Annotated in this window: 29 protein-coding genes, 1 tRNA gene and 1 riboswitch; of the genes, 19 read left to right on the forward strand and 11 right to left on the reverse strand. The window is 70.1% G+C overall.

Annotation, left to right across the window (positions count from 1 at the left end; all coding sequences use genetic code 11):
* The first annotated feature begins 21 nt into the window (after positions 1–21).
* Positions 22–783 (forward strand): RDD family protein, encoded by a 762-nt coding sequence (locus ACIQUQ_RS24405; RefSeq protein ID WP_403979427.1) that lies wholly within the window; start codon positions 22–24, stop codon positions 781–783.
* 61 nt (positions 784–844) lie between these two features.
* Here the strand turns inward: ACIQUQ_RS24405 and ACIQUQ_RS24410 are convergent, their stop codons facing one another.
* Positions 845–1147, reverse strand: a complete 303-nt coding sequence (locus tag ACIQUQ_RS24410; RefSeq protein WP_403979430.1) for a hypothetical protein — start codon at positions 1145–1147, stop codon at positions 845–847.
* A 442-nt stretch (positions 1148–1589) separates the two neighbouring features.
* Here ACIQUQ_RS24410 and ACIQUQ_RS24415 point away from each other — a divergent pair, with 442 nt between their 5' ends.
* Both ACIQUQ_RS24415 and ACIQUQ_RS24420 read left to right on the forward strand, forming a co-directional pair.
* Positions 1590–3953 (forward strand): immune inhibitor A domain-containing protein, encoded by a 2364-nt coding sequence (locus tag ACIQUQ_RS24415; RefSeq protein WP_403979638.1) that lies wholly within the window; start codon positions 1590–1592, stop codon positions 3951–3953.
* A gap of 141 nt (positions 3954–4094) precedes the next feature.
* Positions 4095–4460: a hypothetical protein gene (locus ACIQUQ_RS24420; protein WP_403979433.1), complete on the forward strand. Its 366-nt coding sequence runs from the start codon at positions 4095–4097 to the stop codon at positions 4458–4460.
* An 80-nt stretch (positions 4461–4540) separates the two neighbouring features.
* Here ACIQUQ_RS24420 and ACIQUQ_RS24425 read toward each other — a convergent pair whose 3' ends face one another.
* Both ACIQUQ_RS24425 and ACIQUQ_RS24430 read right to left on the reverse strand, forming a co-directional pair.
* On the reverse strand, positions 4541–5137 hold the full coding sequence (locus ACIQUQ_RS24425) for a nicotinamidase (protein WP_403979437.1): 597 nt from the start codon (positions 5135–5137) through the stop codon (positions 4541–4543).
* Positions 5138–5273: 136 nt separating this feature from the next.
* Positions 5274–6602, reverse strand: coding sequence for a nicotinate phosphoribosyltransferase (locus ACIQUQ_RS24430; protein ID WP_403979440.1), 1329 nt, complete (start codon positions 6600–6602; stop codon positions 5274–5276).
* A 108-nt stretch (positions 6603–6710) separates the two neighbouring features.
* Between ACIQUQ_RS24430 and clpS the strand changes: the two genes are divergently transcribed.
* From clpS to ACIQUQ_RS24465, 7 genes are all read left to right on the forward strand, one after another.
* Complete coding sequence (gene clpS / locus ACIQUQ_RS24435; protein ID WP_399944824.1) at positions 6711–7025, forward strand: ATP-dependent Clp protease adapter ClpS; 315 nt, start codon at positions 6711–6713, stop codon at positions 7023–7025.
* The gene (locus tag ACIQUQ_RS24440; RefSeq protein ID WP_403979443.1) at positions 7025–7636 is read left to right on the forward strand and encodes a DUF2017 domain-containing protein; all 612 of its coding nucleotides are present in this window, start codon (positions 7025–7027) and stop codon (positions 7634–7636) included. Before clpS ends, ACIQUQ_RS24440 begins: the two co-directional genes overlap by 1 nt.
* Before the next feature lie 336 nt (positions 7637–7972).
* Positions 7973–9406 (forward strand): amino acid permease, encoded by a 1434-nt coding sequence (locus ACIQUQ_RS24445; protein ID WP_403979446.1) that lies wholly within the window; start codon positions 7973–7975, stop codon positions 9404–9406.
* A 113-nt stretch (positions 9407–9519) separates the two neighbouring features.
* Entirely contained in the window at positions 9520–9939 is a 420-nt protein-coding gene (locus ACIQUQ_RS24450; RefSeq protein WP_403979449.1) for a Mov34/MPN/PAD-1 family protein, read from the forward strand.
* A gap of 77 nt (positions 9940–10016) precedes the next feature.
* A complete protein-coding gene (locus ACIQUQ_RS24455; RefSeq protein WP_399944834.1) occupies positions 10017–10121 on the forward strand; it encodes a putative leader peptide in 105 nt (34 codons plus the stop codon).
* Between the two features lie 136 nt (positions 10122–10257).
* A complete protein-coding gene (locus tag ACIQUQ_RS24460; protein WP_403979451.1) occupies positions 10258–10536 on the forward strand; it encodes a MoaD/ThiS family protein in 279 nt (92 codons plus the stop codon).
* A gap of 12 nt (positions 10537–10548) precedes the next feature.
* A complete protein-coding gene (locus tag ACIQUQ_RS24465; protein WP_403979454.1) occupies positions 10549–11499 on the forward strand; it encodes a PLP-dependent cysteine synthase family protein in 951 nt (316 codons plus the stop codon).
* A gap of 163 nt (positions 11500–11662) precedes the next feature.
* On the opposite strand, the gene ACIQUQ_RS24470 is transcribed toward ACIQUQ_RS24465, so the two are convergent.
* Complete coding sequence (locus tag ACIQUQ_RS24470) at positions 11663–12118, reverse strand: type II toxin-antitoxin system PemK/MazF family toxin (protein WP_403979457.1); 456 nt, start codon at positions 12116–12118, stop codon at positions 11663–11665.
* Positions 12119–12337: 219 nt separating this feature from the next.
* Here ACIQUQ_RS24470 and ACIQUQ_RS24475 point away from each other — a divergent pair, with 219 nt between their 5' ends.
* Positions 12338–13090 (forward strand): MBL fold metallo-hydrolase, encoded by a 753-nt coding sequence (locus ACIQUQ_RS24475; RefSeq protein WP_403979459.1) that lies wholly within the window; start codon positions 12338–12340, stop codon positions 13088–13090.
* A 131-nt stretch (positions 13091–13221) separates the two neighbouring features.
* Here ACIQUQ_RS24475 and ACIQUQ_RS24480 read toward each other — a convergent pair whose 3' ends face one another.
* Positions 13222–14490, reverse strand: a complete 1269-nt coding sequence (locus ACIQUQ_RS24480) for a PTS transporter subunit EIIC (RefSeq protein ID WP_403979461.1) — start codon at positions 14488–14490, stop codon at positions 13222–13224.
* A 253-nt stretch (positions 14491–14743) separates the two neighbouring features.
* On the reverse strand, positions 14744–16045 hold the full coding sequence (locus ACIQUQ_RS24485) for a PTS transporter subunit EIIC (RefSeq protein WP_403979463.1): 1302 nt from the start codon (positions 16043–16045) through the stop codon (positions 14744–14746).
* A gap of 145 nt (positions 16046–16190) precedes the next feature.
* On the opposite strand from ACIQUQ_RS24485, the gene ACIQUQ_RS24490 reads away from it, so the two are divergent.
* The 4 genes from ACIQUQ_RS24490 to rdgB all read left to right on the forward strand — a co-directional run bounded on the left by ACIQUQ_RS24490 (position 16191) and on the right by rdgB (position 18475).
* Positions 16191–16517, forward strand: coding sequence for a glucose PTS transporter subunit EIIB (locus ACIQUQ_RS24490; protein ID WP_403979641.1), 327 nt, complete (start codon positions 16191–16193; stop codon positions 16515–16517).
* Positions 16518–16610: 93 nt separating this feature from the next.
* Entirely contained in the window at positions 16611–17336 is a 726-nt protein-coding gene (gene rph, locus ACIQUQ_RS24495) for a ribonuclease PH (RefSeq protein WP_403979466.1), read from the forward strand.
* A gap of 141 nt (positions 17337–17477) precedes the next feature.
* Complete coding sequence (locus ACIQUQ_RS24500; protein ID WP_403979469.1) at positions 17478–17864, forward strand: hypothetical protein; 387 nt, start codon at positions 17478–17480, stop codon at positions 17862–17864.
* An 8-nt stretch (positions 17865–17872) separates the two neighbouring features.
* The gene (gene rdgB / locus ACIQUQ_RS24505; RefSeq protein ID WP_403979471.1) at positions 17873–18475 is read left to right on the forward strand and encodes an RdgB/HAM1 family non-canonical purine NTP pyrophosphatase; all 603 of its coding nucleotides are present in this window, start codon (positions 17873–17875) and stop codon (positions 18473–18475) included.
* Between the two features lie 53 nt (positions 18476–18528).
* Here rdgB and ACIQUQ_RS24510 read toward each other — a convergent pair.
* From ACIQUQ_RS24510 to bcp, 4 genes are all read right to left on the reverse strand, one after another.
* Positions 18529–18604 (reverse strand) — tRNA-Leu (locus tag ACIQUQ_RS24510).
* A 13-nt stretch (positions 18605–18617) separates the two neighbouring features.
* Positions 18618–19313, reverse strand: coding sequence for an HNH endonuclease (locus ACIQUQ_RS24515; protein ID WP_403979474.1), 696 nt, complete (start codon positions 19311–19313; stop codon positions 18618–18620).
* Positions 19310–19960 carry an HNH endonuclease gene (locus ACIQUQ_RS24520; protein WP_403979477.1) on the reverse strand — a complete coding sequence of 217 codons (651 nt, stop codon included), beginning with the start codon at positions 19958–19960 and terminating at the stop codon, positions 19310–19312. Before ACIQUQ_RS24520 ends, ACIQUQ_RS24515 begins: the two co-directional genes overlap by 4 nt.
* Before the next feature lie 141 nt (positions 19961–20101).
* Positions 20102–20569, reverse strand: coding sequence for a thioredoxin-dependent thiol peroxidase (bcp, locus tag ACIQUQ_RS24525; protein WP_399944857.1), 468 nt, complete (start codon positions 20567–20569; stop codon positions 20102–20104).
* Positions 20570–20672: 103 nt separating this feature from the next.
* On the opposite strand from bcp, the gene ACIQUQ_RS24530 reads away from it, so the two are divergent.
* The 3 genes from ACIQUQ_RS24530 (at position 20673) to ACIQUQ_RS24540 (ending at position 21849) form a co-directional block, all read left to right on the forward strand.
* Positions 20673–20993: a DUF3618 domain-containing protein gene (locus ACIQUQ_RS24530; RefSeq protein ID WP_403979480.1), complete on the forward strand. Its 321-nt coding sequence runs from the start codon at positions 20673–20675 to the stop codon at positions 20991–20993.
* 85 nt (positions 20994–21078) lie between these two features.
* Positions 21079–21381: a co-chaperone GroES gene (locus ACIQUQ_RS24535; RefSeq protein WP_264203395.1), complete on the forward strand. Its 303-nt coding sequence runs from the start codon at positions 21079–21081 to the stop codon at positions 21379–21381.
* Between the two features lie 53 nt (positions 21382–21434).
* Positions 21435–21498: riboswitch (guanidine-III (ykkC-III) riboswitch) on the forward strand.
* A 30-nt stretch (positions 21499–21528) separates the two neighbouring features.
* The gene (locus ACIQUQ_RS24540; RefSeq protein WP_399944864.1) at positions 21529–21849 is read left to right on the forward strand and encodes a DMT family transporter; all 321 of its coding nucleotides are present in this window, start codon (positions 21529–21531) and stop codon (positions 21847–21849) included.
* On the opposite strand, the gene ACIQUQ_RS24545 is transcribed toward ACIQUQ_RS24540, so the two are convergent.
* Positions 21794–24199 (reverse strand): transglycosylase domain-containing protein, encoded by a 2406-nt coding sequence (locus tag ACIQUQ_RS24545; RefSeq protein WP_403979483.1) that lies wholly within the window; start codon positions 24197–24199, stop codon positions 21794–21796. The two genes, ACIQUQ_RS24540 and ACIQUQ_RS24545, sit on opposite strands and share 56 nt — an antisense overlap.
* A 341-nt stretch (positions 24200–24540) precedes the next feature.
* Between ACIQUQ_RS24545 and ACIQUQ_RS24550 the strand changes: the two genes are divergently transcribed.
* Positions 24541–25344, forward strand: a complete 804-nt coding sequence (locus ACIQUQ_RS24550; protein ID WP_403979645.1) for an ABC transporter permease — start codon at positions 24541–24543, stop codon at positions 25342–25344.
* The last annotated feature ends 2 nt before the right edge of the window (positions 25345–25346 follow it).

Raw genomic sequence — 25346 nt, forward strand, 5'->3', positions numbered from 1 at the left:
GGCCCGGGTTCTGCTCGGGCCATGAGTACCGACCAGCCGCCGCCCGGCCAGCCGCCGGAGGACGATCCGTTCCTCAAGAAGCCGCAGCCGCCCTCGGGCGGCGACCCGTACGGCACGCCCCCGCCCCCGCCCGGCGGTTCGTCGGGCGGCGCCGGGGGCGGGGGCGAGTACCCGCCTCCGCCGCCACCCCCGTACGGCGGAAGCGGTGACCCTTACGGTGGTGGCGGCGGCGGCCCGTACGGCGGCGGGGGCCCGGGCGGCCCCTACGGGGGAGGGGGCTACGGCGCCCCGGACCCGCTGGCCGGCATGCCCCCGCTGGCCGACTTCGGCAGGCGGCTCGCCGCCCGCGTCATCGACCTGCTCCTCATCGCCATCCCGCTGGCGCTCCTCCAGATCCCCTTCAACACCGACCGCTGGGTGGTGAAGACGGACGAGGGCGAGGACGCGACCGAGATCATCACCAAGGCGTACCAGGGCACCGGCCTGGTGTGGCTGATCATCGAGATCGCGGCGTACGTCCTCTACGACTGGTACATGACGAAGAAGAACGGGCAGACCCTCGGCAAGCGCCTGCTGAACCTGCGCGTGGCGATGCTCAACGACGGCAGCGTTCCCGGCAGCAACGCGGCGCTCTCCCGCGCGGCCGTGCTCTGGATCCCCACCCTGCTCTGCTGTGCGTGCCTCTGGCCGCTCGTACTGATCATCACGATGCTCACGGACAAGCCCTACCGGCAGGGCCTGCACGACAAGGTCGCCAAGACCGTGGTGGTCACCACGACCTAGACCACGCCCCGGCCCCGTGCCCCGCCCCGGACCCGGTCCGTACGGGCGGCACGCACAACGGCTAGTGGTGTACGGGAGCTTCGGCGGGCAGCTGCTCCGCCGTACGCGGCTCCGGCACCCTGGCCCCCGCGCCGGCCCCGGCGTCCCCGGAGAGGGCGGCCGCGGAGCTCCTCCGAGCCCCGCGCGCCGCCCTCTTCGGCGCGGGGACCGTGACGGCGACCAGGAGCCCCAGCAGCAGCGCGGCGGCCGAGATGACGGCGACCCCGAGCCCCGTGCTGGTCTGCGACAGCAGCAGCATGGCGATGGTCGAGGCGATGACGGTGGCGGACCCGTAGGCGAGCTGTGCGGCAGTAGGACGCGGCATGGCGGTATCCGTCCTCAAGGCATCGGAGGGGGAGTCTGCTCAACTGGGCACCGTCAAGTGACTCTACGACGGTGGATGCCCGGAGGGAACGCCCGGTAAGCGTGACCTAACCCACGGTGCCGGAGCATGGGGGGCGCACGGGGTCACTCCGCACGCCGTCGGCCGGGCGGGCGCGCCCTGCGAAACGGAATGATTCGGACCTATGGGGAACGTCCGAAATGCGGAACGGCTGTCCCGCATAGTGCACTTGACCAGAGCAAGTCAAGGTCTGTCTTTTCTCGCGTTACTCCGGTCAAATGTCGTCACTTGAGACGCGTGCTGCGCCGGACCGACCCCTCACTTTCGCTCCGTGCCTGCGGCCGCGGGAGGGGAACAACATCAAGTGAGCAGGAACACCTCGTCCAAGCGACGAGTCATTCGCGCTGCCGCGGTCACCGTGACCATGGCCGCCTGCGCGGCGACGATGTCCGTCTACACCATGGCCCAGGCCGACGACCAGTGGACCACCGCTGCCGCCGCCGACAAGGTCGCGGACCAGAAGGACCCGTCGGCGAAGGCGCTGAAGACCGACCACGAGCTCGAGGGTCCGTTCAGCAAGCAGCAGGAGCAGGCCCGCCGGGCCGCCCTGGAGGCCGTCGCGTCCGGTGAGAAGCCGGTCGAGACCCGCCGCGGCGGTTCCAAGGTCGTCAAGCTCGACGACCGCAAGTACGTCGAGCTGAACCGCGAGCGCACGGACAAGATCTTCACGATCCTGGTCGAGTTCGGCGACAAGGTCGACAACACGACCATGTTCGACCCGGACGGCGACGGCCCGCTGGAGCCCGTCAAGAAGTACGGCGGCGCCCCCGGCCCGCTGCACAACAAGATCGCGAAGCCGGACCGCACCCAGGACAACAGCACCGCCTGGCGCTCCGACTTCAACCGTCAGTACTTCCAGGACCTGTACTTCGCCCCGGCCTCGTCGGGCAAGCACTCCCTGAAGACGTACTACGAGAAGACCTCCTCGGGCCGCTACTCGGTCTCCGGCACGGTCACCGACTGGGTCAAGGTCCCGTACAACGAGGCCCGTTACGGCTCGAACTACTGCGGCCAGTCCAACTGCGCCAACGTCTGGGACACCGTCCGCGACGGCGTCACCGCGTACTACAAGAAGCAGAAGGCCGCCGGCAAGACCGACGCCGAGATCAAGACCACGCTGCAGAAGTACGACGTCTACGACCGTTACGACCACGACGGCGACGGCGAGTTCAACGAGCCCGACGGCTACATCGACCACTTCCAGATCGTCCACGCGGGCGAGGACGAGTCGGCCGGCGGCGGCGTCGAGGGCGAGAACGCCCTGTGGGCCCACCGCTGGTACGCCTACGGCACCGACGCCGGTTCCACCGGCCCGTCGGGCAACAAGGCCGGCGGCACCCAGATCGGCAAGACCGGCATCTGGGTCGGCGACTACACGATGCAGCCCGAGAACGGCGGCCTCGGCGTCTTCGCCCACGAGTACGGCCACGACCTGGGCCTCCCGGACCTCTACGACACCTCCGGTGGCGGCGAGAACTCGGTCGGCTTCTGGTCCCTGATGTCCGCCGGCTCCTGGCTCGGCATGGGCAAGGACTCCATAGGCGACATGCCCGGCGACATGACCGCCTGGGACAAGTACCAGCTCGGCTGGCTGAACTACGACGTGGCCAAGGCCGCGACGAAGTCCACCCACAAGCTGGGTGTCGCGGAGTACAACACCAAGGACAAGCAGGCCCTCAAGGTCACGCTGCCCAAGAAGAAGGTCACCACCACCGTCGTCAAGCCCGCCGCGGGCGCGAAGCAGTGGTGGAGCAACATGGGTGACGACCTCAAGAACACCCTGTCCCGCAAGGTGGACCTCACCGGCAAGGCCAAGGCCGAGCTGACCCTCAAGGGCTGGTGGGACATCGAGAAGGACTACGACTACCTCTACACCGAGGTGTCCACCGACGGCGGCACCAACTGGACCGCCCTCGACGGCACGGCGGGCGGTGTCGCCATCCCGCGCGACGCGGCCAACAAGCCGGCCCTGACCGACGTCTCCGGCGGCTGGAAGAACCTCAAGTTCTCCCTGGACGCCTACGCCGGCAAGAAGATCGACGTCCGCTTCCGCTACCAGACGGACGGCGGCGCGGGCGGCAAGGGCTTCACCGCCGACTCGGTCAAGGTCGTCGCCGACGGTGCGACCCTGTTCTCCGACGGTGCCGAGAACGGCCTGAACGGCTGGACCGCCAAGGGCTTCTCCGCCATCGGCGAGTCCTTCTCGAAGTGGTACTCGCAGTACTACTTCGCCGAGAACCGCCAGTACGTCTCGTACGACAAGACCCTCAAGGTCGGCCCGTACAACTTCGGCTTCGCCGCCTCGCGCCCGAGCTGGGTCGAGCACTACAGCTACCAGACCGGTCTGCTGATGTGGCTGTGGGACACCTCGCAGAAGGACAACAACACCAGCGTCCACCCGGGCGCCGGTCTGATCCTTCCGATCGACTCGCACGCCAAGCCGATGAAGTGGAAGGACGGCTCGGTCATGCGCAACAAGATCCAGCCGTTCGACGCGCCGTTCTCGAAGTACGACTCGAAGGCGTTCACCCTGCACAAGGCGGACGTCGCGACGGTCATCGGCGCCCACAAGGGCATCCCGGTCTTCAACGACCGGACCGGCACCTACTGGTACTCGTCGAACCCGACGGGCAGCGTCAAGACCGCTGACACCAACACCAAGATCTCGATCGTGGACCAGCCGCTGAGCGGCAACACGATCACGGTCCAGGTGGCCCCGGCCTCCTAAGGCCAGGTAAAACCGCAGGTCAAAGCAGCATCGGCCGTCGCCCTCTAGCGGGCGGCGGCCGATCGCGTTTAGATGCCTGGTGCGGGGTGCTTATTGACACCTTGATCAACAGAGTCCATCTCGACGGGGGAGATGAAAGGGATGCCAGGCGGAGGTTTCGTCAAGTTGCCCGGCGGCAGCGTGGTGGTCGCGCTCACGCTGCCCAGACCATCGGGCGGGCCGTCCGGAGCGGACGGCAAGGTGCGCGTGCTGGTGCACGCCGCGAACCGGGCCCGCGCCCTGACCAGGCTGCGGAACCACGGGATGCGGGCGGTGTACCTCCGCGGGAACGCGGAGCCGCCCACGCCCGACGAGGTGACCGCGGTGCTGCACCACCCGGACGGCCTGCTGTGGCGGGGCGCCCCTGAGGACCCGCCGTGCCCCGCCCGGGCCGCCGGCGCCTGGGGACAGCCCGAGGAGCTCTGGCACCCCATACGGGCCCTCCTGCGGGGCACCCCGGCGAGCTGAGGCCATGCCGTTTCGCCACTGCCGGTCCCGCCGCGGGCGGGGCCGGCAGCGGCGGGACCGGCAGCGGCCGACGGACCGGCCTACCGGACCACCGGCTGCCCCGAGAGCTTCACGCCCGCCTCCCGCAGCTCCTCCAGCGCGGTGGCGGTGGTGTGGGGGGCCACTCCGGCGGTCAGGTCCAGCAGCACCTGCGTGGTGAAGCCCGCCCGGGCCGCGTCCAGGGCCGTGGCCTTCACGCAGTGGTCGGTGGCGATGCCGACCACGTCCACCTCGGTGACCTCACGGGCGCGCAGCCAGTCGGCCAGGCCCGTGCCGTTCTCGTCGGCGCCCTGGAAGCCGCTGTACGCCGCCTCGTACGCGCCCTTGTCGAAGACCGCGGCGATGGCACCGGAGGCGACGGCGGGGGCGAAGTTGGGGTGGAAGCCCACGCCCTCCGTGCCCGCCACGCAGTGCACCGGCCAGGAGCGCTCGTAGTCCGGCTCGGCCGGCGGGCGGGCGAAGTGGGAGCCGGGGTCCACGTGGTGGTCCCGGGTGGCCACGACGTGCCGGTAGCCCGGGGTGGCCTGGCCGATCAGCTCGGTGATGGCGGCGGCGACGTCCGCGCCGCCGGAGACCGCGAGACTGCCGCCCTCGCAGAAGTCGTTCTGGACGTCTACGACGATCAGTGCCCTGTGCATGGCGCGGTCCTTAGTGAGAAGTGACGGATGTGGTCGGTGGCGGCTCCCCTGGAGGCCTTTCCCCCACCCGGTGGGTGGGGGAAACCCGGGCGGGCCGGGGGTCCGGGGCGGGCGCCGCCGCCGCGCGCCCGCGCGGTCAGGCGTATTCGGTCGGGATGACCGCTTCGCCCCGCGAGAGCTGCAGCGCGGACATCGGCAGCCCGCCGAGCGCGGCCCGGTGCCGGGTCCGGGCGGCCTCCAGCGGCTCGCGACCGGTCACCTCGCCGCCCTTGACCAGCTCGACCAGCAGCTGCCGGCCGGAGAGGGCCGCGGGCACCGGGCCGGTGCCCACCACCTCGGCCTCGGCGACGCCCTGCTCGTCCAGGCGGCGGGCCGCCCACTTGCGGCCGCCGTGGGACACCTTGCCGCCGCTCGACTTCTTGGCCACCGGCTGGAGCGCGGCCTTCGGGTCCGCCGAGGTGGCCCTGGCCACCAGCTTGTAGACCATCGAGCAGGTCGGGTGCCCGCTGCCGGTGACCAGCTGGGTGCCCACGCCGTACGCGTCGACGGGGGCCGCCGCCAGGGAGGCGATGGCGTACTCGTCCAGGTCCGAGGTGACCACGATCTTCGTGTTGACCGCGCCCAGCTCGTCGAGCTGCTGCCGCACCCGGTGGGCCACCAGCAGCAGGTCGCCGGAGTCGATGCGGACCGCGCCCAGGTCGGTGCCGGCCACGTCCACGGCGGTGCGGACGGCCTCCGCCACGTCGTACGTGTCCACCAGGAGGGTGGTTCCGCGGCCCAGGGACGCCACCTGCGCGGTGAACGCGTCGCGCTCGGTGTCGTGCAGCAGGGTGAAGGCGTGGGCGCTGGTGCCGACGGTCGGGATGCCGTACCGGAAGCCGGCCGCCAGGTCCGAGGTGGAGGTGAAACCGCCGACGTACGCGGCGCGCGAGGAGGCCACGGCGGCCAGCTCGTGCGTGCGCCGGGCGCCCATCTCGATCAGCGGCCGGTCCCCGGCGGCCGAGGCCATCCGGGAGGCGGCGGCCGCGATGGCCGAGTCGTGGTTGAGGATCGACAGGATCACGGTCTCCAGCAGCACGCACTCGGCGAAGCTGCCCTCGACGCGCAGGATCGGCGAGCCGGGGAAGTACACCTCGCCCTCCGGGTAGCCCCAGATGTCACCCGAGAAGCGGTACGAGGAGAGCCAGTCCAGGGTGCGCATGTCGACGACGGCGCGCTCGCGCAGGAACTCCAGCACGGCGCCGTCGAAGCGGAAGTTCTCCACCGCGTCCAGCACCCGCCCGGTGCCCGCCACGACTCCGTAGCGGCGCCCCTCGGGCAGGCGGCGGGTGAAGACCTCGAAGACCGAGCGGCGGTCGGCCGTGCCGCTGGCCAGCGCGGCCTGCAGCATCGTGAGCTCGTAATGGTCCGTGAAGAGCGCTGTCGACGGCACGTCCACCGGCAGGCCCAGGTCCGCAGGGTTCATGTCAGGGATGCTACTCCACATCTCGTCAAACTGACGAGATCTCCTGTGTGCCGTTGCGCCGTCAACCGGGCGGCCCCCGCTCGGCGGCGGTCCGGGCGAGGTGGCAGCATGGGACGAGTGAGTGTTGCTCCCATTGAGATCGAACGCACCGAATCGGCCGAGGAGACCCGCGCGGTCCCTGAACCGGACGTCCCCTGGGTCACCCTGGTGCACAACGACCCGGTCAACCTCATGAGCTACGTGACCTACGTCTTCCAGGCCTACTTCGGCTACTCGAAGGACAAGGCGCACAAGCTGATGCTGGACGTCCACCACAAGGGGCGGGCGGTGGTCTCCAGCGGGACCCGCGAGGAAATGGAGCGCGACGTGCAGGCCATGCACGGCTACGGCCTGTGGGCGACCCTCTCGCAGGACCGCGGCTGATGGCGGCGCGTCCGGGCACCTTCGTGCCCCTCAAGGGCGGCGGCGCGGCCGTCGCGCTCGACGAGATCGAGATCTCCATCCTCCGCTCCCTGGCCGTGCAGCTGCTGGAGCTCATCGGGCCCGGCGACGAGCCCGCCGAGGACGCCGACCCACTCGCCGCCCTCTTCGCCGAGGGCCCGAGCGAGCCCCCCTCCGACCCCGCGCTGGCGCGCCTCTTCCCCGACGCCTACGGCGGCCCCGAGGGGCCGGCGGACGGCGAGGACCCGGAGCAACTGCGTTCCCGGTCCGCGGAGTTCCGCCGCTTCACCGAGAACGACCTGCGGACCCGAAAGCGCGAGGACGCGCTGGCCGTCGTACGCAGCCTGGACGCCCTGACCCCCGCCGGGGACGGCGGCGCGGTGCTCGAACTGACCGGCGAGCAGCCGCTGCGCTGGCTCGGGGCCCTCAACGACCTGCGCCTGACCATCGCCGCCCGGCTGGAGATCGCCCAGGACGACCAGGTCGAGGAGCTCTACCGGCTGCCCGACGAGGACGTGCGCAAGCCGATGGTGATGGCCTACCTGTGGCTCGGCGGCCTCCAGGAGACGCTCGTCGACACGCTGACGGCGTGATGTCCTGAGGGCCCCGGTTTGAGCATCCCCTGAGGTGTTCGCTCAGAGGACCCTCAAATCCGGATAACGATCAGATCACCGCGATGCGGTGATCTGATCTTTTTGTGCGCCCATGTCCCGAATTTCCTGTGACCTGTGTCCCATTTCGTACCGCGGATCATCGTTTCGACCGTGATAGATCTTCACGACCGCCGCGGGCACCACCCCTGCTCCGGGCGGCGCTTTGGGCCGACTGACCGTCGGCGTGCACTCCATCCGTATCCGGGGGGATCGAGGACCCGATCCGCAGCCATTCCTGATGGCGCGGGTCGGCAAATGGAGAAAGGCGCACCAACCATGACCTCAGCGCAGGTCGAAAAGCAGCACGACGGCAATGAGGCCGAGGGTTCCGCATCCGGCGAGGGATACCACCGCGCGCTCGGCGCCCGCCAGATCCAGATGATCGCGATCGGCGGCGCCATCGGCACCGGCCTCTTCCTGGGCGCGGGCAAGGCCATCTCCAAGGCCGGCCCCAGCCTGATCCTGGCGTACGCGATCGCGGGCCTGGTCATCTTCTTCATCATGCGGGCGCTGGGCGAACTGCTCATGTACCGCCCCGTGTCGGGCTCCTTCTCGGAGTACGCCCGCGAGTTCGTCAGCCCCTTCGCGGGCTTCGTCACCGGCTGGACGTACTGGCTCTTCTGGGTGGTCACCGGCATCACCGAAGTCACCGCGGCCGCCCAGTACATGGCCTTCTGGACGCACGACAGCTTCCCGCAGTGGGCCTACGCGCTCATCTTCACGGTGATCCTGTACGGCGCGAACCTCATCTCCGTGAAGCTCTTCGGCGAGCTGGAGTTCTGGTTCTCCATGGTCAAGGTCACCGCCATCGTCGGCATGATCCTGATCTGCGCCGGCATCCTGACGATCGGCTTCTCCGACGCCGCCGCCACCGCCTCGGTCTCCAACCTCTGGAGCGACGGCGGCTTCTTCCCCAAGGGCCTCGGCGGCACGCTGATGACCCTCCAGATCGTGATGTTCGCCTTCCTCGCCGTCGAGCTGGTCGGCGTCACCGCCGGCGAGTCCAAGGACCCCGAGAAGACCCTCCCCAAGGCCATCAACACCGTGCCGTGGCGGATCGCCGTCTTCTACGTCGGCGCGCTGATCATGATCCTTTCGGTCGTCCCGTGGACCCACTTCCAGCCCGGCGTCAGCCCCTTCGTCGCCGCCTTCGAGAAGATGGGCCTCGGCATCGGCGCCGCGATCGTCAACTTCGTGGTGCTCACCGCCGCCCTCTCCTCCTGCAACTCGGGCATGTACTCCACCGGCCGCATGCTGCGCGACCTCGCGCTCAACGGCCAGGGCCCGAAGTTCTTCACCCAGCTCACGAAGAACGGCACCCCGCTGGTCGGCACCACCTTCTCCGCCGCCCTGATGCTCGTCGGCGTCTGGATCAACTACGTCGCCCCCGGCAAGGCCTTCGACTACGTCGTCTCCTTCGCCACCATCTCCGGCATGTGGGCCTGGATCATGATCCTGGTCTGCCAGATCCGCTACCGCGCCAAGGCCGACCGCGGCGAGCTGCCCACGTCGCCCTTCCGGGCGCCCGGAGCCCCGTACACCAGCTGGTTCGCCCTGCTCTTCATCGGCATGGTCATCGTGATGATGGGCGTCGACAAGGACGCGCGCGTCTCGCTCTACTGCGCGCCGCTGTGGGGCCTGGTGCTGTTCGTCTCGTACCAGTTCCTCAAGAGCCGCAACCCCGAGAACGCGGCCTTCGCCAAGCGCTGAGCCGCCCGGACCGGAGCCCTTCGCGGGCCCTGAAACCGGCCTCGTGTCCAGCATCCGGGCCCTTCCGTACCATCCGTCGGTACGGAAGGGCCCGTCTGCTTATCCTGTCGCTCATGCTGACCCTCACCCAGGCCCTGTACGACCAGATCGTCGCGCACGCCCGCGCGGACCACCCCGACGAGGCGTGCGGAGTGGTGGCGGGGCCGGTGGGCACCGGACGCCCCGAGCGCTTCATCCCGATGCTCAACGCCGCACGCTCGCCCACGTTCTACGAGTTCGACTCCACGGACCTGCTCAAGCTGTACCGCGAGATGGACGACCGGGACGAGGAGCCGGTGATCATCTACCACTCGCACACGGCGACCGAGGCCTACCCGTCCCGCACCGACGTCACCTACGCGAACGAGCCGGGCGCCCACTACGTGCTGGTCTCGACCGCGGACACCGACGGCGGGGAGTTCCAGTTCCGCTCGTACCGCATCGTCGAGGGCGAGATCACCGAGGAAGAAGTGCAGGTCGTGGCCTCCTACTGACCACATCGTGAGCGGTTGGCGTCCACGATGCGGGATCACACTCCAAACGTCAGACCGGGAATCGTTAACATGACCGCATGGTTTCCCACGACGTGAGCATCGAGACGCCCAGCAGGACCCTGCTCGTGGCGCGGCTGCACGTCGACCTGTGCCGCCTCGCCAGCGCGATCTGTCCCGCCTGAACCCCGCCCGGACCCCGCGTCCGGCACCCCGGAGCCGCACGTTCCCCCCGCGCGGGGGCCCGTAGCCGCGCGCACATCCGGCGCTCCGCCGCCGCCCACCGACGCCGCCCGTCACACCGATCCCTGGAGCCTTGCCATGGCCATCGAGGTCCGCATCCCGACCATCCTCCGCACCTACACCGACGGCCAGAAGGCCGTCGAGGGCAGCGGAACCACCCTCGCCGAGCTCTTCGCGGACCTCGAGACCCGCCACAAGGGCATCGAGGAGCGCATCGTCGACGGCGGCCAGCTCCGCCGATTCGTGAACGTCTACCTCAACGACGAGGACGTCCGCTTCCTCGACGGCATCGCCACCAAGGTCGCCGACGGCGACAACGTCACGATCCTCCCGGCCGTGGCCGGCGGCTCGAAGTAAGCGGCACGCCCGATGCGATACGACTCCCCGCTGGCGGCGGTCGGCAACACCCCGCTGGTCCGGCTGCCCCGGCTGTCCCCCTCCGAGGACGTCCGCATCTGGGCCAAGCTGGAGGACCGCAACCCGACCGGCTCGATCAAGGACCGCCCCGCGCTCCACATGGTCGAGCAGGCCGAGAAGTCCGGCCGCCTCCACCCCGGCTGCACCATCCTGGAGCCCACCTCGGGCAACACCGGCATCTCCCTCGCCATGGCGGCCAGGCTCAAGGGCTACCGCATCGTGTGCGTCATGCCGGAGAACACCAGTCAGGAGCGCCGGGACCTGCTGGCCATGTGGGGAGCCGAGATCATCTCCAGCCCGGCCGCGGGCGGCTCCAACACGGCCGTCCGGGTCGCCAAGGAACTCGCCGCCGAGCACCCCGACTGGGTGATGCTCTACCAGTACGGCAACCCGGACAACGCCGGCGCGCACTACGCCACCACCGGCCCGGAGATCCTCGCCGACCTGCCGTCCATCACCCACTTCGTGGCCGGCCTGGGCACCACCGGCACCCTGATGGGCGCCGGCCGCTACCTGCGCGAGCACAAGCCGGACGTCAGGATCGTGGCCGCCGAGCCGCGCTACGACGACCTGGTCTACGGCCTGCGCAACCTCGACGAGGGCTTCGTCCCCGAGCTGTACGACGCCTCCGTGCTCACCACCCGCTTCTCGGTGGGCTCGGCCGACGCCGTCACCCGCACGCGGGAACTCCTCCAGCAGGAGGGCATCTTCGCCGGCGTGTCCACCGGCGCCGCGCTGCACGCCGCCATCGGCGTCGGCCGGAAGGCCGTCAAGGCGGGGGAGTCCGCCGACATCGTCTTCGTCGTCGCGGACGGGGGCTGGAAGTACCTGTCGACGGGCGTCTACACGGCGGCCACCACCGAAGAGGCCATCGAGACGCTCCAGGGACAGCTCTGGGCCTGAGGCCGCTGCGGGCCCGAGGCGGCCGCGGGCCTGAGCTGACCGACGGCCTGAGGCGGCCCCGGGCCTGAGGGGCCTTGGGCCTGAGGGGCCCTGGGCCTGAGGCGGCCCCGGCCCGAAGAGGCCCCGGCCCGAAGAGGCCCCAGGCCGGCCGGAGGCCCCTGCATCACCCGGCGAGGTGGCGGACCTGGTCCCACAGGACCGGGTCCACCACCCCGACCCGGCGGCGGAAGTCCCACACCGCGACCTCCCGCAGCTCGTCCGTCTCCAGGAAGCTCGGCCGCCCGTGCGCGTCGCCCACCACCCCCGGCGGCAGCGCGATCACCCCGGGCCGCTCGTCGTGGTACTTGCTGGTGATCTTGACGACCCGAGCCACCTGCCCCCGTACCGCCAGCACCAGACACGGCCGGTCCTTCTCGCCCGGCCCGTCCTCGAACGGCACCATCGCCCACCAGATCTCCCCGGGCTCCGGCCGCCTCCGCGGCCCCGGCCCGTGCGGCCCGCCCGGCGGCCGGCCCGTCCCGGGACGCGCCGGAGGCCGCGCCGGACGGCGCCCCATCAGCACCACCGCCACGGCCAGCGCCACCGCGGCGGCCAGCGCCGGCCACCAGGACGTGTCCATGCCCCGACGGTAACCGCGCCCCCGCCACCCGTCGCGGCGACATCGCTGGCCGCGTGTGCGGAGGGTCGCTCACCCGGGTGACAGCGCAGGTGAGTTCGCCCACACAGGCCTGCCGCAGAGGAGCGGCCGGCCGGTCGGCGCCTTACCTTTGACGGACGCACGGCCCCCGTCGCCCCCGCCGTCCCACGTCCACGGACCGTCCACGGAGGTTCCTGCTCCATGAAGCTCACCGTCGTCGGCTGCTCCGGCTCGTTCCCCTCAGCGGAATCGGCCTGCTCGAGCTACCTCGTCGAGGCCGACGGCTTCCGGCTGCTCCTCGACATGGGCAACGGCGCCCTGGGTGAGCTGCAGCGCCACTGCGGTCTCTACGACCTCGACGCGATCTTCCTCAGCCACCTGCACGCCGACCACTGCATCGACATGTGCGCGTACTTCGTGGCCCGCTACTACCGCCACGAAGGCGGCCGCTGCGGCACCATCCCGGTCTACGGGCCCGAGGGCACCGAACGGCGGCTGACCACGGCGTACGAGGACGTGCCGCACGAGCGGTCCATGAGCGAGGTCTTCGACTTCCGGACCCTCAAGTCCGGCAGCTTCGAGATCGGCCCGTTCCAGGTCCGCACCGAGCGGGTCGCGCACCCCGTCGAGGCGTACGGCATCCGGGTGGAGCACGGCGGCCGCTCCCTCACCTACTCGGGCGACACCGGCGTCAGCAGCGCGCTCGACGCGCTCGCCGAGGGCACCGACCTCTTCCTGTGCGAGGCCTCCTTCACCCACGGCAAGGAGGACATCCCCGACCTGCACCTCAACGGCCGCGAGGCCGGGGAGTACGCCCAGCGCGCCGGCGCCGGCCGCCTGGTCCTCACCCACATCCCCCCGTGGACGGACGCCGAGATCAACCTCGCCGACGCCCGAGCGGCCTACTCGGGCCCCACGGAACTGGCCCACGCAGGCGCGGTCTACGAAATCTGACCGACGCGGGCCTCCCCGCCCGTCCCGCAGGCCCGTCCGGCCGGTGTACCGACACGACGAAGCCCCCGTCCTTCCGCTGGGAAGGACGGGGGCTTCGGTCCCGTGTGGGGAGGTGCCGGAGCGGCTGGGCCCTACTTGGCCTCGGCCTTCTCCATCTCGGCGAGCTCCTCGTCGGACTCGCGGCCCGGGGTCGGGAGGTTGAACTTGGTGATCGCGAAGCGGAAGACCACGTAGTAGATCGCGCCGAACGCGAGGCCGACCGGGATGAGCATCCACGGGTTGGTGGACTTGCTCCAGCTCAGGCCGAGGTCGATGAGTCCGGCGGAGAAGGTGAAGCCGCCGTGGATGCCCAGGGCCCAGGTGATCGCCATCGACAGGGCGGTGAGCACCGCGTGGATCGCGTACAGCAGCGGCGCGATGAACATGAACGAGAACTCGATCGGCTCGGTCACACCGGTGACGAACGAGGTCAGGGCCAGCGAGACCATCATGCCCATCACGGCCTTGCGGCGCTCGGGGCGGGCGGAGTGCGCGATGGCGATGGCGGCGGCCGGGAGGCCGAACATCATGATCGGGTAGAAGCCCGTCATGAACAGGCCGGCGCTGGAGTCACCGGCGAAGAAGCGGTTCAGGTCGCCGTGGACGATGTCGCCGGCGGCGTTGGTGAAGTCGCCGAGCTGGAACCACGCGACGGTGTTGACGAACTGGTGCATGCCGATCGGGATCAGACCGCGGTTGATCAGGCCGAACAGGCCGCCGCCGGCAGCGCCGAGGCCGGTCATCCACTCGCCGAAGTTGGAGATGACCTCACCGATCGGCTCCCAGACCAGACCGAAGAAGACGCCGACGACCACGCCGACGAACGCCATGATGATCGGGACGAGACGGCGGCCGTTGAAGAAGCCGAGCCAGTCCACGAGCTTGGTGCGGTGGAAGCGCTGCCACAGGACCGCCGCGAGCAGACCCATGATGATGCCGCCGAGGACGCCCGGGTTGTTGTACGTCGCGGCGACGTCCACACCCTTGTTCGCGGTCGTGTTCACGACCGCCTCGGTCACCGGGAACGCGGTGAGGACGTTCTTGTAGACCAGGAAACCGACCAGCGCCGCCAGCGCGGTCGAACCGTCGGACTTCTTCGCGAAACCGATGGCCACACCGATGCAGAACAGCAGCGGCAGGTTGGCGAAGACGGCGTCACCCGCGGTGGCGAAGACGGCGGCGACCTTGGTCCAGCCGAGGCCGTCCGCGCCGAAGACGTCGGGCTGGCCGAGGCGGAGCAGGATGCCCGCGGCCGGGAGGACCGCGATGGGCAGCTGAAGGCTGCGACCGACCTTCTGCAGGCCCTGGAACAGGCCGGCGCCGCGCTTCTTCGCGGGCGCGGCAGCAGTTGCCGTACTCATTGACTTCCTCCAGAAGGCAAGGCGCCGCCTGGGGGGTTTGAGCCACGGGGGGACGGCGACGTCTCGGAAATGGGGGCACGTGAGCGCGGAAACCCGCTCGCGTGGTCTACACCAATGGGTGGTGTAGACCAGTTGTAGCACGGTGAGGGATAGATAAGGAACCTTCGATAAACTGTGGTCTACACCACACGGCGAAGGCCCCCGGACCGGTGGTCCGAGGGCCTCTGCGGGGCGGGCCGAAGGGCCCGTACGGCTACGCCTTGGTCACGTCCTTCTGCATCTCCTCGATCTCCTCGTCGGACTCGCGGCCCGGAGTCTTGAGGTCGAACCTGGTGATCGCGAAGCGGAAGATCGCGTAGTAGAGGGCGGCGAAGCCCAGGCCGATCGGGATGATCAGCCACGGCTTCGTGGCCAGCCCCCAGTTGATGACGTAGTCGATCAGGCCCGCCGAGAAGCTGAAGCCGTCGTGCACGCCCAGCCCCCACGTCACCGCCATCGACACGCCCGTGAGCAGCGCGTGGACCACGTACAGGGCCGGCGCCACGAAGAGGAACGAGTACTCCAGTGGCTCGGTGATGCCCGTGACGAACGAGGTCAGGGCCACCGACAGCATCAGGCCGCCCACCTCCTTGCGGCGCTGCGGCTTCGCGCAGTGCGTGATCGCCAGGGCGGCCGCCGGGAGCGCGAACATCATGATCGGGAAGAAGCCCGTCATGAACAGACCCGCGTTCGGGTCGCCGTTCAAGAACATCGCGATGTCGCCGTGGACCGTCTGCCCCTCGGGCGTCGTGTAGCTGCCGAACTGGAACCACACCGGCACGTTCAGGAACTGGTGCAGGCCGATCACCAGCAGCGCCCGGTTCGCGATGCCGAAGATGCCGGAACCCCACGCACCCAGGTCCACCAGCCAGTCGGAGAAGCTCTCCAGCGCGTCACCGACCGGCGGCCACACCCCCAGGCAGATCACCGCGAACCCGATCGCGACGAACGACATGATGATCGGCACCAGCCGGCGGCCGTTGAAGAACCCGAGCCAGTCGACCAGCTTCACCCGGTGGTACCGCTGCCAGAACCACGCCGACAGCAGGCCCATGATGATGCCGCCGAAGACGCCCGGGTTCTGGAACGTGTACTCGGCGAACGTGTCGTCCGCACCCAGGCAGCCGCCCCCGACGTCCGTCGTGCCCGTCGGGCAGGGCTCGGGGAACACGCGCAGCACTCCCCGGTAGACCAGGAAGCCCGCCACCGCCGCCAGGGCGGTCGAGCCGTCCGCCTTCTTGGCCATGCCGATCGCGACGCCGATGCAGAACAGGAGCGGCAGTCCGAGGTCGGCGTTGAGCAGGGAGCCGCCCGCGGCCGCCATGACCTTCGCGACGTCCACCCAGTTCAGGCCGTCCTTGCCGAACACGTCCGGCTGCCCCAGACGGTTGAGGATGCCCGCGGCCGGCAGCACGGCGATCGGCAGCTGGAGGCTGCGGCCCATCTTCTGCAGGCCCTGGAACAGACCGTTCCACCACCTCTGCTGCGGCTCCGCGGCTGCGCTGCTGGCGCTCATCGGCGTCCTCCCTGCCACCACCAGGTTTGGCGGTTGCCGCACACTGGTGTAGACCAGTCGTGGATACGGTCCGAACGGCCGCCCGCACGGCGCACCGCTACTGATCGTCATCATTCGGCACAGTCGGGACCAACGCCTCGTGAAGATGGTCCAACCGTGGGTTACCGTGACAAAGCGGGCCACCCGCTACCGGCAAACTGCCGCCGAGACTCGTTCCTTGAAGACAGGGGAAAGACACATGGCCACCAAGGCTGAGAAGATCGTCGCCGGGCTCGGCGGTATCGACAACATCGAAGAGGTCGAGGGCTGCATCACCCGCCTCCGCACCGAAGTCGTCGACCCCAGCAAGGTCGACGAAGCCGCACTCAAGGCCGCCGGCGCCCACGGCGTCGTCAAGATGGGCACCGCGATCCAGGTCGTCATCGGCACCGACGCCGACCCCATCGCCGCCGACATCGAAGACATGATGTGAGCTGAGCCCACCCGCTCACCCACCCCTCCACACACAGGCCCCGACCGGCAAACCCCGGCCGGGGCCCACGTGCGCAACGGCTACGCTCGTCCCATGTCTCGCATCGACGGCCGCACGCCCGAACAGCTCCGCCCGGTCACCATCGAACGCGGATGGAGCAAGCACGCCGAGGGCTCCGTCCTCATCTCCTTCGGCGACACCAAGGTCTTCTGCACCGCCTCCTTCACCGAAGGCGTCCCCCGCTGGCGCAAGGGCAGCGGCGAAGGCTGGGTCACCTCCGAATACTCGATGCTCCCCCGCTCCACCAACACCCGCGGCGACCGCGAATCCGTCCGCGGCAAGATCGGCGGCCGCACCCACGAGATCAGCCGCCTCATCGGCCGCTCCCTCCGCGCCGTCATCGACTACAAGGCCCTCGGCGAAAACACCATCGTCCTCGACTGCGACGTACTCCAGGCCGACGGCGGCACCCGCACCGCCGCCATCACCGGCGCCTACGTCGCCCTCGCCGACGCCGTCGCCTGGGGCCAGCAGAAGAAGCTCATCAAGGCCGGCCGCAAGCCCCTCACCGGCACCGTCGCCGCCGTCAGCGTCGGCATCGTCGACGGCGTCCCCCTCCTCGACCTCCGCTACGAGGAAGACGTCCGCGCCGAAACCGACATGAACGTCGTCTGCACCGGCGACGGCCGCTTCGTCGAAGTCCAGGGCACCGCCGAAGGCGAACCCTTCGACCGCAAGGAACTCAACGCCCTCCTCGACCTCGCCGCCGGCGGCTGCGCCGACCTCGAAGCCATCCAGCGCCAGGCCCTCGGCCTCTGACCGGCCCCTCCGGCCCCACCGCCAGGCCACCCGCGCAACCAACCCGCCGGACCGCCGCGTCTTGACGGATACGGGCGCACAGACCGAAGCTTCGGCACTGTGCGCCCGTCCGCACAAGATCCGACAACCGGGGGGACCCGCATGACCACGTACCGCCGCACCGCCGCGCTCGCGATCGCCGCCCTCATAGCGGCCCCCGCCCTCACCGCCTGCAGCGCCATCAGCACCGCCATGGACTGCGCCCAGACCGCCGTCGCCATCACCGACGCCGTCAACGACCTCCAGCAGGCCGTCTCCCAGGCGGGCAACAGCCCCCAGGACGCCCAGAACGCCCTCAACGAGATCGACCAGAACCTCAAGGCCATCGGCGACAAGACCGACAACGCCGACCTCGGCAAGGCCATCGACTCCCTCACCACCGGCGTCGACAACGTCCGCAACGCCATCGACCAGGGCAACCCCACCCCCGACGTCACGCCCATCGTCGACGCCGCCTCCGAGATCAGCAAGGTCTGCTCGCCCGGATAATCGACGCCATGAGCCGCCTCATCCTCGCCACCCGCAACGCGGGCAAGATCACCGAACTGCGCGCCATCCTCGCGGACGCCGGCCTGCCCCACGAGCTCGTCGGCGCCGACGCGTACCCCGAGATCCCGGACGTCAAGGAGACCGGCGTCACCTTCGCCGAAAACGCCCTCCTCAAGGCCCACGCCCTCGCCCAGGCCACCGGCCTCCCCGCCGTCGCCGACGACTCCGGCCTCTGCGTCGACGTACTCAACGGCGCCCCCGGCATCTTCTCCGCCCGCTGGGCCGGCCGGCACGGCGACGACCGGGCCAACCTCGACCTGCTCCTCGCCCAGCTCTCCGACATCGACGACGCCCACCGCGGCGCGCACTTCAGGTGCGCCGCCGCCCTCGCCCTCCCCGACGGCACCGAACGCGTCGTCGAAGGCCGCCTCCCCGGCACCCTCCGCCACGCCCCCACCGGCACCGGCGGCTTCGGCTACGACCCGGTCCTCCAGCCGGCGGGCGACACCCGCACCTGCGCCGAACTGACCCCGTCGGAGAAGAACGCGATCTCCCACCGCGGCCAGGCCTTCCGCGCCCTGATCCCGGTCATCCGGGAACTGCTGGGCTGACAGCAGGAAGCCCCCGCACCTTCGATCCGAAGGTGCGGGGGCCTATTCGCCTGTGGGCCCGGTGGGACTCGAACCCACGACACACCGGACCTAAACCGGCGCCCTCTTGGCCAGCTGGGGTACGGGCCCCTCGGGGCATACCTTACTGGTCGCCGGGAGCCCGGTGCGACGGGTCCCCGGTACGCCGTCGGCGATCACCTCCGCGGCACCAGGTGGCCGTAACCGCATGGCAGTTGGGGCAGAGCAACCGGAGGTTTTCCCTTCGGTCGTCGCTCCAGTCGCCGTTGATGTGGTCGACCTCGAGGGTCATGGGTCGCCCCAGCCACTCGGGAGCTGTGCCACATCGTGCGCAGCGCTCGGGCACTCCGGATTCCTTGAGCGCGCGGCGCAGGAACCGCGTTGCCGTGCGCCGCTTGCCCTCGTGCCGTACGAGGATCTCCGATGCGGATTTCTTCGGCACCGGTCCTGGCTTGCCGCGCTGGTGTGCCTGGCCGAGGAAATGGTCCGTCGGGAGGCCGTCCTCACGGATCCACCGCTTGAGCGCCGCGTGGGTGGCGCCGGAGGGGCGGATCCCCAGCCGCCGGAGCGTCCCGGCAAGCGATTCCGAGGCCGCAACGGCCTCCTGCAGAGTCCGGCCGGCGGGCTTGGTGTGCCGTTCGTACTTGCGGTGGCCGAAGTGCGAGATGTCGATGCCGAACTTGCGGAACCGTGAGCGGAGATAGCTGTCGAGCCTTGGATATCTCACCGTGCCGAGGAAATCGATGACCTCCTCGATGTGTGTGCACTGGGCGACGGCCTCGGCGAGGCGGTGCGCCGGGTACGACTGCCGCGCCCTCATCGGTGCCCCTGCGAGCGGCCACGGTAGGTGTCGGTGGTGGAGTGACAGTTGGGACAGAGAAAGCGCAGGTTCTCATGCCGATTGTCCCGCCAGTCGCCGCTGATGTGATCCACCTCCAGGGCGAGCGGTTCGCCGAGCCAGACGGCCTGGTTGCCGCACCCGGCGCAGCGCTCCTCAACACCGGTTTCCAGCAAGGCCCGTCGCAGGCGCGCGTTCGGCACCCGCCTGGGGTGTGGGGAGCGGTCCTCCCGCAGAATCTCGTCCGGGTACCGGCGGCGTCGGTTGTCCCGCATGCGATCGGTCCGGTGATGGGGGCTGAAGTGCGATGTGTCGATGCCGAAGCCCTTCACGCGGCGGCTGATGTGGGTGTGGTGGCCGCCCACCACATCCAGGCCGAGCCGCCTCAGGACGTCGCACATGTTGGTGGAGGCGGCGACCGCCTCCGTGAGGATCTCCTTCGTCCACTTCGCGCCCGTCGCCCTTTCGAAGTGGGACGTGTCCACGCCGAGCTTCTTCATGCGTTCGCGGATGTAGTTCCGCGTACCGCTCTTCGGGTCCACCCCGAGTTTCTCCAGCGCCTCCGTCAGCGTGCGTGACGAGCGGGCCGCCTCCATCAGGCGTTCCTTCGTGTACGGGCTTTCCGGCATCGTGTTCCCTCCCCGGCCGCCTGTGCGGCTCTCGGATGGAGTAACGAGCCGATATTCGGACGGTTACGTCCGATATACGGAAGGGCCCGCGCCGGTTGCTGCCGGTGCGGGCCCTTCCGGGGGAGGCGGTGGGGGCGGGGGTCAGATGCCCAGGTCCTTGATGATCTTGGCGACGTGGCCGGTGGCCTTGACGTTGTAGAGGGCGCGCTCGACCTTGCCCTCCTCGTCCACGACCACGGTGGAGCGGATCACGCCGGTCACCGTCTTGCCGTACAGCTTCTTCTCGCCGTACGCGCCGTACGCCGCCAGGACCTCCTTCTCCGGGTCGCCGACCAGGGTGACCTTCAGGTGCTCCTTCTCGCGGAACTTGGCCAGCTTCTCCGGCTTGTCCGGGGAGACGCCGATCACGTCGTAGCCGGCGCCCGCCAGCACGTCGAGGTTGTCGGTGAAGTCGCAGGCCTGCTTGGTGCAGCCGGGGGTCAGGGCGGCCGGGTAGAAGTACACGATCACCTTGCGGCCCTTGTGGTCGGCCAGCGAGACCTCGTTGCCGTCCGCGTCGGGCAGGGTGAAGGCGGGAGCCGTGTCGCCGGGCTGGAGTCGCTCGCTCATGTCCTCAAGTCTCCTCGGGAGGGGATCCGTACGGCACGAGCGTAAGCTGACAGACTGTCCACGTCGGACTACGCCCACCCACGACCATCACGGAGGCAGCGCGGTGTCGGATGTTAGGACCCCCGCCCAGATCGAGGCGGACATCATCCGCAGGCGCGAGCAGCTCGCGGAGACGCTCGACGAGATCGGCGTGCGCATGCACCCGCAGACGATCATCGGGGACGCCAGGGCCCGGGTGGCCTCGACGGTCGACGAGACGGCGGGCCGTGCCTTCGCCGCCGTGAACCGGGTGGTCATCGACCTCAAGGCCGGCCTGCGGCACGAGGACGGCGCCCCGCGCTTCGAGCGGGTCGTGCCGGTGGCGATGGTCGCCGTGGGTCTGATCGGTCTGCTCGCCGTCTCCGCGCGTCGCAGGCGCGGGTGACCCTGGGGGGCGCGGGGCGGGCGCGGGCAGGTAGGTTCGGTACGTGAGCGATAACCCCACCCACCACGACAAGCTGCCCATCCGGATGCTGCACGACCGCGTGCTGGTCCGGTCGGACTCGCCCGAGGGCGAGCGCCGTTCCGGCGGCGGCATCCTCATTCCGGCGACGGCTGCGGTGGGCAAGCGGCTGGCCTGGGCCGAGGTGGTCGCGGTCGGTCAGAACGTGAGGACCGTGGAGCCGGGCGACCGGGTGCTGTACGACCCCGAGGACCGTGCCGAGGTGGAGGTGCGGGGCGTGGCGTACGTGCTGATGCGCGAGCGGGACCTGCACGCGGTGGCCGCGGAGCGGCTGGAGGGGTCGGAGGACTCCACCGGCCTGTACCTGTAGACGGTTTTCCGAGGAAGGGCCGGTGACCTGGGTCACCGGTCCTTTTTTCGTGTTTTGCTACGGTGGTCTGGAACCCCGACGAGACGCGCCGTACCGGGTACGACAAGACGACGCACCCCGTTCCGCTCTCGTCCCGGAGGTGCCGTCATGGCCTGGGTTCTTCTTCTCGTCGCCGGTCTGCTCGAGGTCGGCTGGTCGGTCGGCATGAAGTACACGGAGGGGTTCACGCGGCTCTGGCCGAGCGTGTTCACCGGTGCCGGCATCGTGGCGAGCATGGTGTTGCTGTCGTACGCGGCGAAGTCGCTGCCGATCGGTACGGCGTACGGCGTGTGGGTGGGCATCGGTGCGGCCGGTGCGGCGGTGCTGGGCATGGTGGTGCTGGGTGAGCCGGTGACCGCCGCCCGGATCTTCTTCATCTGTCTGCTGCTGGTGGCTGTGGTGGGTCTGAAGGCGACCTCGGGTCACTAGTTCCGCCGCTGTCGGTGCCGCCGGGGCCTCCGGTGGTGGTGGTGCCGCCCGTGGTGGTGGTGCCGCCTCCGTCGGTGCCGGTGGTGGTGCCGCCGGTGGTTCCCGTGGTGGTGCCCCCCGTGGTGCCGGTGGTGGCGCCCTGGGTCCGGCCGCCTTCGTCGCCCCCGCCCGTGTTGCCCCCGTTGTTCCCGCCCTGGGTGCGTCCCTGGTCGCGGCCATGGTTCTGGCCTTCGGTCTGGCCCTGGGGGCGGCCGGGGCGCTCGCGGTCGGGGCCGCGGGTGCGGGTGGGCTCGGCGGGCGGTACGTACGCGGCGCCGGGCTGGAGTTCCAGGTCGAAGTCGACGGGGTCGGTGCCTTCCAGTGCGGCCGCGGTGTACGCGGCCCAGATGCGGGCGGGGTAGCCGCCGCCGTTGATGCGGGCCTCGCCGAGGGCGCCGTAGAGGGGCTGGAGGGTGCCGGCGTCGGGGTCCTGGCCCATGACGGCCACGACGGTGGCGAGCTCGGGGGTGTAGGCGGCGAACCAGGCGGCCTTGTCCTCCTCGGCGGTGCCGGTCTTGCCGGCGGCGGGGCGTCCTGCGGCGAGGGCGGCGGTGCCGGTGCCGCTCTCGACGACGCTCTGCAGCATGGAGGTGGTGGTGTCGGCGGCCTCGCGGGTGACGGCCTGGCGGGGGGTGCGGCGGGGGAGGGGGACGGAGTCGCCGTCCTTGGTGATCTTCTCGACGATGGTCCAGGGGGTGTGGCGGCCGTGGTCGGCGAGGGTGGCGTAGACCTGGGTCATGTCGAGGACGCTGGCCTGGAGGGTGCCGAGGGCCATGGCGGGTACGGCGTCGAAGGCGGGTACGTCCTTGGGCATCCCCATGTCGACGGCGGTCCTCTTGACCTTGGTGGGGCCGACGTCGACGGCCAGCTGTGCGTAGACGGTGTTGACGGAGTCGTTGGTGGCTTCGCGCACCGTGATGTCCCCGTAGGAGCGCTGGTCCTCGTTCTCGGGGGCGTAGGCGATGGCGGAGCCCTGGACGGGGCGCCGGTTGTCGCCGTTGTAGAGGGTGTTGGGGGTGATGCGGCGGCCGTCCTGGGTGGTGGATCCGTTCTGGACGGCGGCGGTGAAGACGAGGGGCTTGAAGGTGGAGCCGGGGGTGTAGTCGCGCCGGGTGGCGTTGTTGACGTACTGCCTGGTGTAGTCGATGCCGCCGTAGAGGGCGACGACCTTGCCGGTTGCGGGGTCGATGGAGGCGCCGCCGGCGCGGACGATGCGGTCTTTGGCGCGGTCGGGGTCGAGCTTGCTCATGAGCTGGTCGCGGACGGCTTCGACGAAGGCGGTCTGGCGCCGTTTGTCGATGGTGGTGGTGATGCGGTAGCCGCCGGCGGCGAGGTCGGTCTCGTCGATGACCTTGTTGGCGAGGAGGTGGTCCCGGATGGTTTCGACGAGGTAGCCGCGCTGTCCGGACATGCCGGAGGGGGCGCGGACCTTGCCGGGTTCGGGGAAGGTGGTGGCGGCGCGTTCCGCGGGGTCGAGCCACTTCTTCTTGACCATGCCGTCGAGGACGTAGTTCCAGCGGGCGACGGCGCGGCCGCGCTGCTGGGGGTGGGCGACGACGTCGAAGGCGCTGGGGGAGTTGAGGAGGGTGGCGAGGTAGGCGCCCTCGGCGGTGGTGATGCGGCTGATGTCCTTGCCGTAGTAGGCCTGGGCGGCGGCCTGGATGCCGTAGGCGTTGCGGCCGAAGTAGCTGGTGTTGAGGTAGCCCTCCAGGATGGACTCCTTGGTCTCCTCGCGGCCCAGCTTGATCGCGATGAAGAACTCCTTGACCTTGCGCTCGATGGTCTGTTCCTGGCCGAGGTAGTAGTTCTTGACGTACTGCTGGGTGATGGTGGAGCCGGATTGCTTGCCCTTGCCGGTGAGGGTGTTCCAGGCGGCGCGGACCATGGCTTTGGGGTCGACGGCGCGTTCGCTGTAGAAGTCGCGGTCCTCGGCGGCGAGTACGGCTTCCTGGACGTTCCCGGGCACTTGGGCGAGGGGGACGTTCATGCGGTTGACCTCGCCGTCGCGGGCGAGCTGGGTGCCGTCGGCGTAGAGGTAGACGTTGCTCTGGGCGGTGGCCGCCTTGTTGGCGGGCGGGATGTCGACGAGGAGGTAGCCGGCGACGAGGGCACCGCCGATGAGCAGGACGATGAGGGTCAGGCCGCCTAGGAGCATGCGCCAGGTGGGGATGAGGCGGCGCCGGCCGGTGCGGCGGCGGCGGGCGGGGCCGGGTCTGCCGGTGTGTCCGGCGGCCTGCTGGCCGGGGGTGGGGCCGGTCGGCGCGTCCGGATCCCGGGGGGGCCAGCCCCTCCGAGGTGACTCGTTGCTCATGTCTCCTGGGACTCCTCGGCCGGGTGTTCTGTCGCCCTGGTGGGCGATTTCTGTTGATCTGTACCCATGGAACTACGTCGCGAGCCGGTCGGCCGATATTCGGTCGCGAGGGTTCCCTCCGCCGCACTAAGCTCGCTCGCTTTGGCTGACACGGTTTCAGGCACTGGTTCCAGGGCCTGGTTTCAGGACCTGGTTCAGGCACTGCTTCCAGGCACTGGTTTCGGGCGCTGGTTTCGGGCACGGGTTCAGACGGGTTTCCTGTTCGCGGGGTTGCCCGTCGCCCGCGCACGTCCGGATAACGATGCGGACCGCGGAAGGGAGTGAGCGGGGTGTGGTCGCAGGTGCGGCTGTACGCGGCGGTGGCGGCCGGGGGCTTCCGGCGGTACGCGACGTACGGGACGGCCACGGCGGCGGGGGTGTTCACGAACACCGTGTTCGGGTTCATCCTGGCGTACACGTACGCGGCGCTGTGGGAGGAGCGGCCCGGGCTCGGCGGGTACGACCAGGCACAGGCGCTGACCTTCGTCTGGGTGAGCCAGTCGCTGCTGGCGGCGGGGGCGCTGATCGGCGGGGGGTTCCAGGAGGAGCTGCAGGAGCGCATCCGCACGGGTGACATCGCGGTGGACCTGTACCGGCCGGCGGACCTCCAGCTGTGGTGGCTGGCGGCCGATCTGGGCCGGGCCGCCTTCCAGTTGCTGGGGCGGGGGGTGGCGCCGCTGCTCGCGGGGGCGCTGGTCTTCGAGCTGGCGCTGCCGTCGGATCCGGCGCGCTGGCTGCTGTTCCTGGTGTCGGTGTGGCTGGGGATGGTGGTGGGCTTCGCGCTGCGGTTCATCGTCGGGCTGGTGACGTTCTGGCTGCTCGACGGGGCGGGGGTGAACATGGTGGCGCTGCTGGTGTCGATGTTCTGCTCGGGGATGCTGCTGCCGCTGACCGTGTTCCCGGGCGCCTTCGGGGAGTTGGTGCGGCTGCTGCCGTGGTCGGCGATGCTGCAGGTGCCGCTGGACGTGCTGCTGGGGACGCATGCGGGGGCGGGTGCCGCGGGGCGGGCGCTGGGTTTCCAGGTGGTGTGGGCGGTGGTGCTGCTGGGGGCCGGGCGGCTGGTGCAGTCCGCGGCGACCCGGAAGGTGGTGGTCCAGGGTGGTTGAGG

Origin of the sequence: Streptomyces sp. NPDC101118 (assembly GCF_044759445.1) — a bacterium.
GTDB lineage: Bacteria > Actinomycetota > Actinomycetes > Streptomycetales > Streptomycetaceae > Streptomyces.

Coding starts and splice junctions, on each gene's coding strand:
- ACIQUQ_RS24460 (WP_403979451.1), top strand. CDS start 10,258: ATGGCCATCGAGGTCCGCATCCCGACCATCCTCCGCACCTACACCGAC.
- ACIQUQ_RS24405 (WP_403979427.1), top strand. CDS start 22: ATGAGTACCGACCAGCCGCCGCCCGGCCAGCCGCCGGAGGACGATCCG.
- ACIQUQ_RS24465 (WP_403979454.1), top strand. CDS start 10,549: ATGCGATACGACTCCCCGCTGGCGGCGGTCGGCAACACCCCGCTGGTC.
- clpS (WP_399944824.1), top strand. CDS start 6,711: ATGGGACGAGTGAGTGTTGCTCCCATTGAGATCGAACGCACCGAATCG.
- bcp (WP_399944857.1), bottom strand. CDS start 20,569: ATGAGCGAGCGACTCCAGCCCGGCGACACGGCTCCCGCCTTCACCCTG.
- ACIQUQ_RS24450 (WP_403979449.1), top strand. CDS start 9,520: ATGCTGACCCTCACCCAGGCCCTGTACGACCAGATCGTCGCGCACGCC.
- rph (WP_403979466.1), top strand. CDS start 16,611: ATGTCTCGCATCGACGGCCGCACGCCCGAACAGCTCCGCCCGGTCACC.
- ACIQUQ_RS24410 (WP_403979430.1), bottom strand. CDS start 1,147: ATGCCGCGTCCTACTGCCGCACAGCTCGCCTACGGGTCCGCCACCGTC.
- ACIQUQ_RS24480 (WP_403979461.1), bottom strand. CDS start 14,490: ATGAGTACGGCAACTGCTGCCGCGCCCGCGAAGAAGCGCGGCGCCGGC.
- ACIQUQ_RS24420 (WP_403979433.1), top strand. CDS start 4,095: ATGCCAGGCGGAGGTTTCGTCAAGTTGCCCGGCGGCAGCGTGGTGGTC.
- ACIQUQ_RS24430 (WP_403979440.1), bottom strand. CDS start 6,602: ATGAACCCTGCGGACCTGGGCCTGCCGGTGGACGTGCCGTCGACAGCG.
- ACIQUQ_RS24415 (WP_403979638.1), top strand. CDS start 1,590: ATGGCCGCCTGCGCGGCGACGATGTCCGTCTACACCATGGCCCAGGCC.
- ACIQUQ_RS24470 (WP_403979457.1), bottom strand. CDS start 12,118: ATGGACACGTCCTGGTGGCCGGCGCTGGCCGCCGCGGTGGCGCTGGCC.
- ACIQUQ_RS24425 (WP_403979437.1), bottom strand. CDS start 5,137: ATGCACAGGGCACTGATCGTCGTAGACGTCCAGAACGACTTCTGCGAG.
- ACIQUQ_RS24490 (WP_403979641.1), top strand. CDS start 16,191: ATGGTCCAACCGTGGGTTACCGTGACAAAGCGGGCCACCCGCTACCGG.
- rdgB (WP_403979471.1), top strand. CDS start 17,873: ATGAGCCGCCTCATCCTCGCCACCCGCAACGCGGGCAAGATCACCGAA.
- ACIQUQ_RS24540 (WP_399944864.1), top strand. CDS start 21,529: ATGGCCTGGGTTCTTCTTCTCGTCGCCGGTCTGCTCGAGGTCGGCTGG.
- ACIQUQ_RS24475 (WP_403979459.1), top strand. CDS start 12,338: ATGAAGCTCACCGTCGTCGGCTGCTCCGGCTCGTTCCCCTCAGCGGAA.
- ACIQUQ_RS24455 (WP_399944834.1), top strand. CDS start 10,017: ATGGTTTCCCACGACGTGAGCATCGAGACGCCCAGCAGGACCCTGCTC.
- ACIQUQ_RS24520 (WP_403979477.1), bottom strand. CDS start 19,960: ATGCCGGAAAGCCCGTACACGAAGGAACGCCTGATGGAGGCGGCCCGC.
- ACIQUQ_RS24500 (WP_403979469.1), top strand. CDS start 17,478: ATGACCACGTACCGCCGCACCGCCGCGCTCGCGATCGCCGCCCTCATA.
- ACIQUQ_RS24445 (WP_403979446.1), top strand. CDS start 7,973: ATGACCTCAGCGCAGGTCGAAAAGCAGCACGACGGCAATGAGGCCGAG.
- ACIQUQ_RS24535 (WP_264203395.1), top strand. CDS start 21,079: ATGCTGCACGACCGCGTGCTGGTCCGGTCGGACTCGCCCGAGGGCGAG.
- ACIQUQ_RS24515 (WP_403979474.1), bottom strand. CDS start 19,313: ATGAGGGCGCGGCAGTCGTACCCGGCGCACCGCCTCGCCGAGGCCGTC.
- ACIQUQ_RS24545 (WP_403979483.1), bottom strand. CDS start 24,199: ATGAGCAACGAGTCACCTCGGAGGGGCTGGCCCCCCCGGGATCCGGAC.
- ACIQUQ_RS24440 (WP_403979443.1), top strand. CDS start 7,025: ATGGCGGCGCGTCCGGGCACCTTCGTGCCCCTCAAGGGCGGCGGCGCG.
- ACIQUQ_RS24485 (WP_403979463.1), bottom strand. CDS start 16,045: ATGAGCGCCAGCAGCGCAGCCGCGGAGCCGCAGCAGAGGTGGTGGAAC.